Source organism: Streptomyces sp. NPDC028308, from assembly GCF_055565855.1.
This window is the reverse complement of sequence record NZ_JBVHTO010000018.1, coordinates 160,600-172,549: the sequence shown is the minus strand read 5'-3', so window position 1 is coordinate 172,549 and position 11,950 is coordinate 160,600. Positions and strand designations below refer to the sequence as shown.

At 71.7% G+C, this 11,950-nt stretch carries 10 protein-coding genes; 1 reads left to right on the top strand and 9 read right to left on the bottom strand.

Going from position 1 to position 11,950, the window contains the following annotated elements; all coding sequences use genetic code 11:
- Nucleotides 1-256: 256 nt before the first annotated feature.
- The 9 genes from gatB to ACZ4VA_RS36105 all read right to left on the bottom strand — a co-directional run bounded on the left by gatB (nt 257) and on the right by ACZ4VA_RS36105 (nt 11,526).
- A complete protein-coding gene (gene gatB, locus ACZ4VA_RS36145; protein ID WP_355786654.1) occupies nt 257-1,771 on the bottom strand; it encodes an Asp-tRNA(Asn)/Glu-tRNA(Gln) amidotransferase subunit GatB in 1,515 nt (504 codons plus the stop codon).
- 16 nt (nt 1,772-1,787) lie between these two features.
- Nucleotides 1,788-2,030, bottom strand: a complete 243-nt coding sequence (locus ACZ4VA_RS36140; RefSeq protein ID WP_355786657.1) for a hypothetical protein — start codon at nt 2,028-2,030, stop codon at nt 1,788-1,790.
- Nucleotides 2,027-3,532, bottom strand: a complete 1,506-nt coding sequence (gene gatA, locus ACZ4VA_RS36135; protein ID WP_355786660.1) for an Asp-tRNA(Asn)/Glu-tRNA(Gln) amidotransferase subunit GatA — start codon at nt 3,530-3,532, stop codon at nt 2,027-2,029. Before gatA ends, ACZ4VA_RS36140 begins: the two co-directional genes overlap by 4 nt.
- A gap of 5 nt (nt 3,533-3,537) precedes the next feature.
- The gene (gene gatC, locus ACZ4VA_RS36130; protein WP_003966094.1) at nt 3,538-3,834 is read right to left on the bottom strand and encodes an Asp-tRNA(Asn)/Glu-tRNA(Gln) amidotransferase subunit GatC; all 297 of its coding nucleotides are present in this window, start codon (nt 3,832-3,834) and stop codon (nt 3,538-3,540) included.
- A 689-nt stretch (nt 3,835-4,523) separates the two neighbouring features.
- Nucleotides 4,524-6,764: a putative bifunctional diguanylate cyclase/phosphodiesterase gene (locus ACZ4VA_RS36125; RefSeq protein ID WP_356171665.1), complete on the bottom strand. Its 2,241-nt coding sequence runs from the start codon at nt 6,762-6,764 to the stop codon at nt 4,524-4,526.
- A gap of 260 nt (nt 6,765-7,024) precedes the next feature.
- A complete protein-coding gene (ligA, locus tag ACZ4VA_RS36120) occupies nt 7,025-9,226 on the bottom strand; it encodes an NAD-dependent DNA ligase LigA (protein WP_468084099.1) in 2,202 nt (733 codons plus the stop codon).
- A gap of 15 nt (nt 9,227-9,241) precedes the next feature.
- On the bottom strand, nt 9,242-10,249 hold the full coding sequence (locus ACZ4VA_RS36115) for a methionine synthase (protein WP_356171659.1): 1,008 nt from the start codon (nt 10,247-10,249) through the stop codon (nt 9,242-9,244).
- Nucleotides 10,250-10,280: 31 nt separating this feature from the next.
- The gene (locus tag ACZ4VA_RS36110; protein ID WP_402379633.1) at nt 10,281-10,979 is read right to left on the bottom strand and encodes an SDR family oxidoreductase; all 699 of its coding nucleotides are present in this window, start codon (nt 10,977-10,979) and stop codon (nt 10,281-10,283) included.
- Nucleotides 10,980-10,986: 7 nt separating this feature from the next.
- Nucleotides 10,987-11,526, bottom strand: a complete 540-nt coding sequence (locus tag ACZ4VA_RS36105) for an LOG family protein (protein ID WP_355789087.1) — start codon at nt 11,524-11,526, stop codon at nt 10,987-10,989.
- A gap of 51 nt (nt 11,527-11,577) precedes the next feature.
- On the opposite strand from ACZ4VA_RS36105, the gene ACZ4VA_RS36100 reads away from it, so the two are divergent.
- Nucleotides 11,578-11,901 (top strand): DUF427 domain-containing protein, encoded by a 324-nt coding sequence (locus ACZ4VA_RS36100; protein ID WP_356171653.1) that lies wholly within the window; start codon nt 11,578-11,580, stop codon nt 11,899-11,901.
- Nucleotides 11,902-11,950 lie beyond the last annotated feature (49 nt).

Below are 11,950 nucleotides of genomic sequence, written 5' to 3'. Positions count from 1 at the left end.
TTCGTGGTCTTTGATCGGGAACAGCCGACAATGTAACGGAACAGCCCGCAAAGAACGTATGAGCAATGCCCAGACACTCTTACAGTCGGAAAAGATCCTTTGTCCCTTTCGTGGGCTTACTCACAGGAGCACGAGGCAGCTCACACGCCACTTCGGGGAATTTCGTCAACCCTTACGGCGCAGCGGGACGCACCTCGGGGGGACGTGCCGGCGGACGGCGCGTCCCCCCGAGGTGGACACAGGCGGAACCGGGAACTCAGCCCTCGCTGACGCCCAGCTTCTCCAGGATGAGCTCCTTGACGCGGGCCGCGTCGGCCTGGCCCCGGGTGGCCTTCATGACCGCGCCGACGAGCGCGCCCGCGGCCTGGACCTTGCCGCCGCGGATCTTGTCGGCGATGCCCGGGTTGCCGGCGATGGCCTCCTCGACGGCGGTCGTCAGCGCGCCCTCGTCCGAGACGACCTTCAGACCGCGCTTCTCGACGACCTCGTCCGGGGTGCCCTCGCCGGCGAGGACGCCCTCGATGACCTGACGGGCGAGCTTGTCGTTGAGGTCACCGGCGGCGACCAGCTGCGCCACCCGGGCGACCTGCGCCGGGGTGATCGGGAGGTCCTCCAGGGACTTCCCCGACTCGTTGGCGCTGCGGGCCAGCTCGCCCATCCACCACTTGCGGGCGGAGGCGGCGTCGGCACCGGCCTCGATCGTCGCGACGATCGGGTCGATGGCCCCGGCGTTGAGGATCGACTGCATGTCGTGGGCGCTGACGCCCCACTCCTCGCGCAGCCGGTTGCGGCGGGCCAGCGGCTGCTCGGGCAGGACCGCGCGCAGCTCCTCGACCCACTCGCGGGACGGCGCCACGGGGACGAGGTCGGGCTCCGGGAAGTACCGGTAGTCCTCGGCCTCCTCCTTCACGCGGCCCGAGGTGGTGGACCCCGTGTCCTCGTGGAAGTGGCGGGTCTCCTGGATGATCGTGCCGCCGGAGGAGAGGACGGCGGCGTGGCGCTGGATCTCGTAGCGGGCCGCCCGCTCCACGGAGCGCAGCGAGTTGACGTTTTTCGTCTCGCTCCGCGTGCCGAACTTCTCCCGGCCGTGCGGGCGCAGCGACAGGTTCACGTCGCAGCGCATCTGGCCCATCTCCATGCGGGCCTCGGAGACGCCGAGCGCCCTGATGAGCTCGCGCAGCTCGGCGACGTACGCCTTGGCGACCTCGGGGGCGCGCTCGCCCGCACCCTCGATCGGCTTGGTGACGATCTCGATGAGCGGGATGCCGGCGCGGTTGTAGTCGAGCAGCGAGTGGGAGGCGCCGTGGATGCGGCCGGTGGCACCGCCCACGTGCAAGGACTTGCCGGTGTCCTCCTCCATGTGGGCGCGCTCGATCTCCACGCGGAAGACCTCGCCGTCCTCCAGCTGGACGTCCAGGTAGCCGTTGAAGGCGATCGGCTCGTCGTACTGGGAGGTCTGGAAGTTCTTCGGCATGTCCGGATAGAAGTAGTTCTTCCGGGCGAAGCGGCACCACTCGGCGATCTCGCAGTGCAGCGCGAGACCGATCTTGATCGCGGACTCGACGCCGGTCGCGTTGACGACGGGCAGCGCGCCGGGCATGCCGAGGCAGGTCGGACAGGTCTGCGAGTTGGGCTCGGCGCCCAGCGTGGTGGAACACCCGCAGAACATCTTCGTCTTGGTGCCGAGTTCGACATGGACTTCGAGGCCCATGACGGGGTCGTACGACGCCAGCGCGTCCTCGTACGACACCAGGTCGGTCGTGGTGGTCACGGTGAAAACTTCCCTCTCAGCCCAGCAGGACGTCGTCGTCGCCCAGGCGCTTGAGCTCCCGGTAGAGGATGGCGAGGCCGGTGACGATGGCGGCGGCGGACACGGCGGAGTCGATCAGGCGCAGCGTGTCGTTGTCGGTGCGGGCCAGCTTGGCCTGCTTGGCGACGCTGAGCGCGCCGAAAGCGGTGGTGGCCATGGACAGGTACAGGCCGGACTTGGACTTCTTGAAGCCTTTGGCCTTCGACAGGGTCTTGCTCACAGCGACGGAGCCTCCTCGATCAGCGGGTGACCCCACCTTTCCACGAAGGCGGCCTCGACGGCGGCGCCGACCTTGTAGAGCCTGTCGTCCTTCATCGCCGGGGCGATGATCTGCAGACCGACCGGGAGGTTGTCCTCCGGGGCCAGACCGCAGGGCAGGGACATGGCCGCGTTGCCCGCGAGGTTGGTCGGGATGGTGCACAGGTCGGCGAGGTACATCGCCATCGGGTCGTCGGCGCGCTCGCCGATCGGGAAGGCGGTGGTGGGCGTGGTCGGCGAGACGATCACGTCGACCTGCTCGAATGCCTTCTCGAAGTCGCGCGTGATGAGCGTGCGGACCTTCTGGGCGCTGCCGTAGTAGGCGTCGTAGTAGCCGCTGGACAGGGCGTACGTGCCGAGCATGATCCGGCGCTTGACCTCGTCGCCGAAGCCCGCCTCACGGGTGACGGCGGTGACGTCCTCGGCCGAACGGGTGCCGTCGTCGCCGACGCGCAGGCCGTAGCGCAGGCCGTCGAAGCGCGCGAGGTTCGAGGAGCACTCGGAGGGCGCGATCAGGTAGTACGCCGACAGGGCCAGGTCGAAGGACGGGCAGTCCAGCTCGACGATCTCGGCGCCGAGCTCCTTCAGGAGGGCGACCGACTCGTTGAAGCGCTGGACGACACCGGCCTGGTAGCCCTCGCCCGCGAACTGCTTGACGACGCCGACGCGCATGCCCGCCACGCTGCCGTTGCGGGCGGCCTCGACGACCGGCGGGACCGGAGCGTCGATGGAGGTGGAGTCGAGCGGGTCGTGACCGGCGATGACCTCGTGCAGGAGGGCCGCGTCCAGGACCGTACGGGCGCAGGGGCCGCCCTGGTCGAGGGAGCTGGAGAAGGCGACCATGCCGTGGCGCGAGACGCCGCCGTAGGTCGGCTTGACGCCGACGGTGCCGGTGACGGCGGCGGGCTGGCGGATCGAGCCGCCGGTGTCCGTGCCGATGGCGAGCGGCGCCTGGAAGGAGGCGAGCGCGGCGGAGGAGCCGCCGCCGGAGCCGCCGGGGATCCTGGTGAGGTCCCAGGGGTTGCCGGTCGGGCCGTAGGCGCTGTTCTCCGTCGAGGACCCCATGGCGAACTCGTCCATGTTGGTCTTGCCGAGGATGACGACGTCGGCGTCCTTCAGCCGCTTGGTCACCGTGGCGTCGTACGGCGGGATCCAGCCCTCGAGCATCTTGGAGCCGACGGTGGTCGGCACGCCCTCGGTGGTGAAGATGTCCTTGAGCGCCAGGGGGACGCCGGCCAGGGGGCCGAGCTTCTCGCCCCGCGCGCGCTTGGCGTCGACGGCGCGGGCCTGGGCCAGCGCGCCCTCGCGGTCCACGTGCAGGAAGGCGTGCACCTTCTCGTCGACCGCGCCGATGCGGGCGAGGTGGGCCTCGGTGACCTCGACGGCGGTGAGCTCGCCGGCGGCGATCCGGTCCGCGATCTCCGCGGCCGTCAGCTTGATGATGTTGACGTTGGTGTCCGTCATGGTGATTAGTCCTCCCCCAGGATCTGCGGCACCTTGAAACGCTGCTGCTCCTGGGCCGGGGCGCCGGAGAGCGCCTGCGCGGGGGTGAGCGACGGACGGACCTCGTCCGCGCGCATGACGTTCGTCAGCGGCAGCGGGTGAGAGGTCGGCGGTACGTCTTGGTCGGCGACCTCGCTGACGCGGGCGACCGCGCCGATGATGTCGTCGAGCTGGCCGGCGAAGTGGTCGAGCTCTTCGCCCTTCAGCTCCAGACGCGCCAGCCGTGCGAGGTGGGCGACCTCCTCGCGCGTGATGCCAGGCATGCAGCGATCCTCTGGGGTGAGTGAGTGTGGTTTGGCCCCAATCCTATGGGGCGACCACAGGTGCCCGCGCACGGGTTTCCCCGGGCAGCCGCAACCCCCACGAACGGCCGGACGCAGACGGCCGGGCCGGGGCACGGCAGAGGCCGGCCGCCGGAAGGCGGCCACGGCCGGTCCGTGGGACCGCAACCACCACGAACGGCCGGACGCCGACGGCGGGGCGGAGACACGGCAGAGGCCGGCCGCCGGAAGGCGGTCACGGCCGGTCCGTGGAACCGGAAGCCCCGCGCACGGCCGGACGCCGACGGCGAGGCGGAGACACGGCAGAGGCCGGCCACCGGAAGGCGGCCACGGCCGGTCCGTGGAACCGGAAGCCCCGCGCACGGGCGGACGCCGACGGCGAGGCGGAGACACGGCAGAGGCCGGCCACCGGAAGGCGGCCACGGCCGGTCCGTGGAACCGGAACCCTCGCGCACGGCCGGACGCCGACGGCGAGGCGGAGACACGGCAGAGGCCGGCCACCGGAAGGCGGTCACGGCCGGTCCGTGGGACCGGAAGCCCCGCGCACGGGCGGACGCCGACGGCGAGGCGGAGACACGGGAGAGGCCGGCCTTCCAGGAAGGAGCAACGGGTGGTGCGTGGGTGGGCGACATCCGGCCGGAGGCCGGTCCAGGCACCCGGGAAGGAGAGACCTACTCCGCCGCGGGCAACGCGGCGCGAGGCCGCTGCCACCCCCGAGCCCCCCGCGCGAGCAACCATGCCGTGGCCTCCTCCGGAGGCATCGCCGCCGCCACCAGCCACCCCTGCACGGCGTCACACCCGAGATCCCGCAACCGCTCCCACGTCTCGTCGTCCTCGACCCCCTCGGCGACGACGAGCAGACCGAGCGAATGCGCGAGATCGACCGTGCACCGCACGATCTCCGCGTCCTCGTTGTCCACCGCCAGCCGCGCCACGAAGGACCGGTCGATCTTCAGCTCGCTGACGGGCAGCCGCCGCAGATGGACGAGGGAGGAGTAACCGGTGCCGAAGTCGTCGAGCGACATCTTCACGCCGTGCCCGGTGAGCGCGGCCAGGGTGTCCGCGGCACGCTGCGGATCCTCCAGCAGCACATGCTCCGTGATCTCCAGCTGGAGCGCCCCGGCGGGCACCCCGTGCCGGGCGAGACGGGCGGCGACCGAACCGGCGAACCCGGGAGTGTGCACGTCCCGCGGGGACACGTTCACCGCGACCGGCACGTACAGCCCCTGTGCCCGCCAGCGCGCGACCTGCGCGAGCGCAGTCTCCAGCACGTACTCCGTGAGGTGCGGCATCAGCCCGGATGACTCGGCGATGGCGATGAACTCGTCCGGCGGCACCTTCCCGCGCTCCGGGTGCACCCAGCGCACCAGAGCCTCAAGCCCGGCCACCTGCCCGTCGAAGCGGACCTTGGGCTGGTAGTGCAGTTCCACGTCACCGGCGTCGAGCGCCCGGCGCAGGTCGCCGAGCAGGCCCAGCCGGTCAGGGGTGTTCGAGTCCCGCTTGGACTCGTACACCTCCACCCCCGTACGGTCCCGCTTCGCCTGGTACATCGCCACGTCCGCGCGGCGCAGCAGCCCCTCCGCGTCGAGCGCGTGGTCGGGGAAGACGGCGAGCCCGGCGCTGGCCTCCAGGACGAGCGTGAGCCCGTCGAGGTCGAGCGGTGACCCGAGGGCGGCGACGAGACCGCGGGCCAGCCGGGTGGCGGAGGTCGTGGAGTCCGCCACCGGCAGTAAGACGGCGAACTCGTCACCGCCCAGCCGCGCGGCCTCCGCTCCGCGCGGCAGGGCCAGTCGCAGCCGGTCGGCTATCTGCAACAGCAGCCTGTCCCCCGCGAGATGCCCGAGTGTGTCGTTGACCGAGCGGAAGCGGTCGAGGTCGATCAGCATCAGGGCGGCGCGGGCCCCGATCCGCTCGGCGTCGTCCAGTGCCGTCCAGGTCCGCTCCAGGAGCCACTGCCGGTTGGGGAGCCCGGTCAGCGGATCGCGCAGTTGCTCCTCCGCCCGGGCCCGGGCTATCCACAGCGTGGAGTCCAGCGCGATCAGCGGGATGGAGAACAGCGGCAGCAGCAGCGGGCGCGCCTGCGCCACCACGCAGATGAGGGGCGCGATGCCGAGCAGCGCCACGGCGACGAGGCCCTGGCGGGCCAGGGCGGTGCGCGCGACGGTGGGCAGTCCGCCGGTGCGCGGGGCGTGCAGGTACCAGAGCAGGGCGCGGCTCACCGCGAGGTAGCCGGCGGCGACGAGGACCACCTGGGGTGCCGCGTAGAGGGTCCAGGTCTGCGGGTCCCAGGGCGTCTCGACGGAGGGGACCCGGCCGAAGGCGGCCAGGACCAGCGCGCCGGTCCCGATGCCGAGGATGTCGACCGCGCCGTGCAGGACGCCCTGGCGCCAGCGGTTGCGGCGGGCGACGCCGACCAGCACGACGACGGTGAGGCTGACCATGCCGGCGGGCACCCAGCCGTACAGCAGCAGGACCGCGAGGGTGAGGGCGGCGCCCGAACCCGTGCCGCCCCACCAGCGGGAGCGGCCGAGGGCGACCAGGTGGCCGACGATGACGCCGGTGAGCACGGCGAGCGACCAGCCGGCGGTGCCGGACGGGAAGAGCGCGTGGTGTCCGCTGAATGCGCGGTAGAAACCGGCACCGAGGACGAAGGCGGCCGATCCCACGACGGCGGCGGGCAGCGCCGGCCAGGACAGGTGCCGTTCGCTCTCGTGGCCGGGCGGGTCCGCGGCGCGTGCGGCGGTGTGCCCGTAGGAATGCGGGGAGTCCCCGACGGTGAGCTGTGCGGCGCCGCGGGCGCCCGCGCTCGCGCCCGCCGACGGCCGCCCCGTCCGGAGTCCGGCCAGCCAGGCGCCGGACATCCGGCGCAGGCGCAGCCGGGAGCCCGGAGCGGCGCTCTCGGTCGGTTCCATTCCCGTCCCTCTCACAGCCGGCGGTGCCCACGCCACGCGGTCCGGTGCCCGGCGAACCATCCGCGGCTCCGCGTCTGAAAACCCTTCCCAGCGCCCGTGGAGAGCAAGGGGATGCGCCGGCCGCGGCCGGGCACGGCAGACGCACTTCTCAACAGTAGGCCGCGGAAGGCTTCCACGGGCAGCGGTCGTCGACGGTTGCCCGAATGCGACCCGGCCACCCGTATGCATCTGATATGCGCCGAACGGGTGGCCTTCAACCGCTACTCCTCGGTCGGAAGTGCGAGTTCGGCGGCGGCTTCCGGCCCTTGCTCCAGCAGGACCGCGAACCCCTCCTCGTTCAGAACCGGAACCTTCAGCTGCATCGCCTTGTCGAACTTCGACCCGGGGTTGTCACCCACCACGACGAACGACGTCTTCTTGGAGACGGATCCGGTCACTTTCGCTCCGCGGCTCTGCAGGGCGTCCTTCGCGCCGTCCCGCGTGTGGTGTTCGAGGGTGCCGGTGACGACGACCACGAGGCCCTGGAGGGGGCGCGGGCCCTGGTCCTCGCCGGAGTCCTCCTCCATGCGCACGCCCGCGGCCCGCCACTTGCGGAGGATCTCCTGGTGCCAGTCGACGGCGAACCACTGCTTCAGCGAGGCCGCGATGATCCCGCCCACGCCGTCGGTGTTCGCCAACTCCTCCTCGGTGGCCTGCTCGATGCGGTCGATCGAGCGGAACTCGCGGGCCAGGGCCTCGGCCGCGACCGGTCCGACATGGCGGATCGACAGTCCGGTCAGCACGCGGGCGAGCGGGCGCTGCTTGGCCGCCGCGATGTTCTCCAGCATGGCGAGGGCGTTCTTCTTCGGCTCGCCCTGCTGGTTGGCGAAGACCGTGACGATCTTCTCCTCGCCGGTCTTCGGGTCGCGCTTGGGCAGACCGCTGTCCTGGTCGAGGACGTACGCCTTGATGGGCAGCAGCTGCTCGATGGTGAGGTCGAAGAGGTCGCCCTCGTCCACGAGGGGCGGCTCGGCGGGCTCCAGCGGCTTGGTGAGGGCCGCGGCGGCGACGTAGCCGAAGTTCTCGATGTCGAGGCTCTTGCGTCCGCCGAGGTAGAACAGGCGCTCGCGCAACTGGGCCGGGCAGGTGCGGCCGTTCGGGCAGCGGAGGTCGATGTCGCCCTCCTTCGCGGGCGCCAGCGGTGTGCCGCACTCGGGGCACTCGGCCGGCATCACGAACTCCCGCTCGCTGCCGTCCCGCAGGTCGACGACCGGGCCGAGGATCTCCGGGATCACGTCACCGGCCTTGCGCAGCACCACCGTGTCCCCGATGAGGACGCCCTTGGCCTTCACCACGTCCTGGTTGTGCAGGGTCGCGAACTCGACCTCGGAGCCGGCCACGGTCACCGGCTCGACCTGCGCGTAGGGCGTGACGCGTCCCGTACGGCCCACACCGACGCGGATGTTGACCAGCTTGGTGTTGACCTCCTCCGGCGCGTACTTCCAGGCGATGGCCCAGCGGGGCGCGCGGGAGGTGGAGCCGAGGCGTCCCTGGAGCGGGATCTCGTCGAGCTTGACGACCACACCGTCGATCTCGTGCTCCACGGAGTGGCGGTTCTCGCCGAAGTGGGCGATGAACTCCCGTACGCCGTCGAGGTCGTCGACCACCTTGTTGTGCTGGGCGGTGGGCAGGCCCCATTCGCGCAGCAGCTCGTACGCCTGCGAGAGGCGCTCGATGTCGAAGCCCTGCCGGGCGCCGATGCCGTGGACGACCATGTGCAGCGGGCGGGTTGCGGTGACCCGGGGGTCCTTCTGGCGCAGTGAACCCGCGGCCGCGTTGCGCGGGTTGGCGAAGGGCTTGTCGCCGCCCTCGACCAGACGGGCGTTCAGCTCCTGGAACTTCTCCATCGGGAAGTAGACCTCGCCGCGGATCTCCACGAGGTCCGGGACGCGGTCGCCCTTCAGCCGGTCGGGGATCTCCGCGATGGTGCGGACGTTCGGCGTGATGTCCTCGCCGGTGCGTCCGTCGCCGCGGGTCGCGGCGCGCGTGAGGCGGCCGTGCTCGTACGTGAGGTTGACCGCGAGGCCGTCGACCTTGAGCTCGCACAGGAAGTGGTAGCCGGGGGTGCCGACGTCCTTGGCGACGCGGTCGGCCCAGGCGGTGAGCTCCGCGTCGTCGAAGGCGTTGTCCAGGGAGAGCATGCGCTCGCGGTGCTGCACGGCCGTGAACTCGGTCTCGTAGGCGCCCGCGACCTTCTGGGTCGGCGAGTCCGGCGTCCGCAGCTGCGGGTACTCCTCCTCCAGTGCCTCCAGCGCGCGGAGCAGCTTGTCGAACTCCGCGTCGCTGACGACGGGAGCGTCCTTCACGTAGTACCGGAAGCGGTGCTCCTCGATCTGCTCGGCGAGCTGCGCGTGCTTCTCCCGTGCCTCGGTGGGCAGGGGCTGCGCGGTCGAGGCGGTCTGTGCGTCCTGGTCGCCGGCCACCGTGTCGTCCTCCCGTTACTCAGGGTTGTCCGCGAGGGATCTCGCCGCCCGGGCGCAGTGGGCGAGCGCCGTGCGCGCGTAGTCGGGGGAGGCCCCCGCGAGCCCGCACGACGGAGTGAGCGTGACCGTCTCCGTGAGAAGCCCCGGATTCAGTCCCAGCCTGCGCCACAGCGTCCTGACACCCATGACGCTACCGGCAGGGTCTGACAATGGGGCGTCCGTGCCCGGCACGACACCGGCGAACAGCCGGGTGCCCCCCTCCACCGCTTCCCCGATCGCGTCGTCGTCACGCTCGGTGAGGAGCGAGAAGTCGAAGGAGATCGCGGCGGCGCCCGCCCGGCGCAGCAGCGCGAACGGCACGTCGGGCGCGCAGGAGTGCACGACGACCGGTCCCCCGTCCTGGACGCCGAAGACGTCCCGCAGCGTGGACTCGATCACCTGCCGGTCGACGGCGCGGTGGGTGCGGTAGCCGCTGGCGCTCCTGACCTGGCCGCGCAGCACGGACATGAGGGAGGGCTCGTCGAGCTGGAGGACGACGTCGGCGCCCGGCACCCGGCGGCGCACCTCGGCGAGGTGCGTCCGCAGCCCCTCCGCGAGCGATCCGGCGAGGTCCCGGCAGGCGCCCGGGTCGGAGAGCGCCACCTCGCCGTTGCGCAGCTCCAGTGCGGCGGCCAGCGTCCAGGGGCCGACCGCCTGCACCTTGAGCGGGCCCTCGTAGCCCTGGGTGAACTCCTCGAAGGCGTCCAGGTCCTCGCCGAGCCAGGACCGGGCCCGCCGGGTGTCCCGTCCGGGCCGGTCGCCGATCCGCCAGCCGCTGGGCTCCACGCGCGCGTACAGCTCGACGAGCATCCCGGCGGTCCGGCCGATCATGTCGGCGCCAGGGCCGCGCGCGGGGAGTTCGGGCAGGAACGGGAAGTCCTCGAACGACCCGACGACGGTCTTGGCGGCCTCCCGGGCGTCGCCGCCCGGCATGGATCCGACGCCGGTCGCCGGCCCGAACCTGAACACGCTGTTTTCGCTCACCCCGGCAGCCTACGGAATCCTTCCGCCGAGGTCAGCGGCCCGGTCGTACCGTCAGGTCGTTGATCTCGGCGTCCCTCGGCAGGTCCAGGGCCACCAGCACGGTCGTGGCGACCGACTCGGGGTCGATCCAGCGGGACGCCTCGTAGGGCTTGCCCTCCTGCTGGTGCACCTTGGCCTGCATGGGGCTGGCGGTGCGGCCGGGGTACACGGAGGTGACGCGGACGCCGTTGCCGTGCTCCTCGTGGCGCAGGGAGTCCGCCAGCGCCTTCAGGCCGTGCTTGGAGGCGGCGTACGCGGACCAGTCGGCGTGGGCGCTGAGTCCGGCGCCGGAGTTGACGAACACCACGTGCCCCTGGGCCAGGCGCAGCTGGGGCAGGAAGTGGCGGGTGAGTTCGGCGGGGGCGATCAGGTTGACGTTGAGCTGGTGCCGCCAGGTCTTGGGGGTCAGCTCGCCGACGGGGCCGAGGTCGACCACGCCCGCGATGTGCAGGAGCGAGTCGATCCGGTCGGGCAGGGACTGGTGGGAGAACGCCCAGGAGAGCTTGTCGGGGTCCGCGAGGTCGCCGACCAGGGTGCGCGAACCGGGGTACTGCCCGGCGAGTTCCTTCGCGCGGCCCGCGTCGCGCGCGTGCAGGACGAGTTCGTCCCCGCGCGCGTGCAGGCGGCGCGCGACGGCCGCGCCGATGCCGGAACCCGCCCCGGTGATCACATGTGTAGCCATGCCCGCCATGCTCGCATCACCGCGTGCCGTGGCTCTCCTCGAGGTAGGCCAGCGCGCCCACCGGCTCCTCGGCGAAGAAGACCAGCTCGGTGAGGGGCCGCGGCAGGAAGCCCTCGTCCTCCATGCGCCGGAACTGCTCCTTGAGTCCGTCGTAGAAGCCCGCGGTGTTGAGCAGGACCACCGGCATCTCGGTCATGCCGTGCTTCTTCATCTCCAGGATCTCGGTGGCCTCGTCGAGGGTGCCGGTGCCGCCGACCATGATCACCACGGCGTCGGCCTTCCCCAGGAGGAGCGCCTTGCGCTCGGCGAGGTCCCGGGCGACGACCATCTCGTCGGCGCCCTCGCGGGCCTTGGCCGCGAGGAAGTCGACGGAGACGCCCAGCAGCCGTCCGCCGGCCTGCTGCACGCCGTCGGCGACCACCTTCATCAGTCCGACGTCGGAACCGCCCCACACCAGGGTGTGGCCGCCCTTGCCGAGCAGTTCCGCGAACTCGCGGGCGGGCCGGGTGTAGCGGTCGTCGAGGTCGGCGGCGGAGAGGAAGACGCAGATGTTCATGCGTCCACCGTACGAGGGGAAGAAGCGCGGGCCCGACGGTGCTGTCCAGATATGGCTGAAGGACACACGATCACGATCGAGCAAGGCACCGAACGCGTACGCGTGGTGCACGACGGCAGGGTCCTGGCGGAGACCGAGCGGCCTCTGCTGCTGCGCGAGACCGGCTGTCCCGTGCGCTACTACCTGCCGCCGGAGGACGTCCGTCTCGACCTGCTGACGCCCTCGCAGACCCACACGTACTGCCCGTTCAAGGGCACGGCCTCCTACTGGTCGCTGCCGGACGCGCCCGACCTGGTGTGGGCGTATCCCGACCCCAAGCCGGACGTCGCGCGGATCAAGGACCACCTCTGCTTCTACGAGGTGGAGACCGGCTGAGCGCCGGTACGGAGCCGGCCGCCCGCGGGTCGGTCCGCGAGCGGCCGGC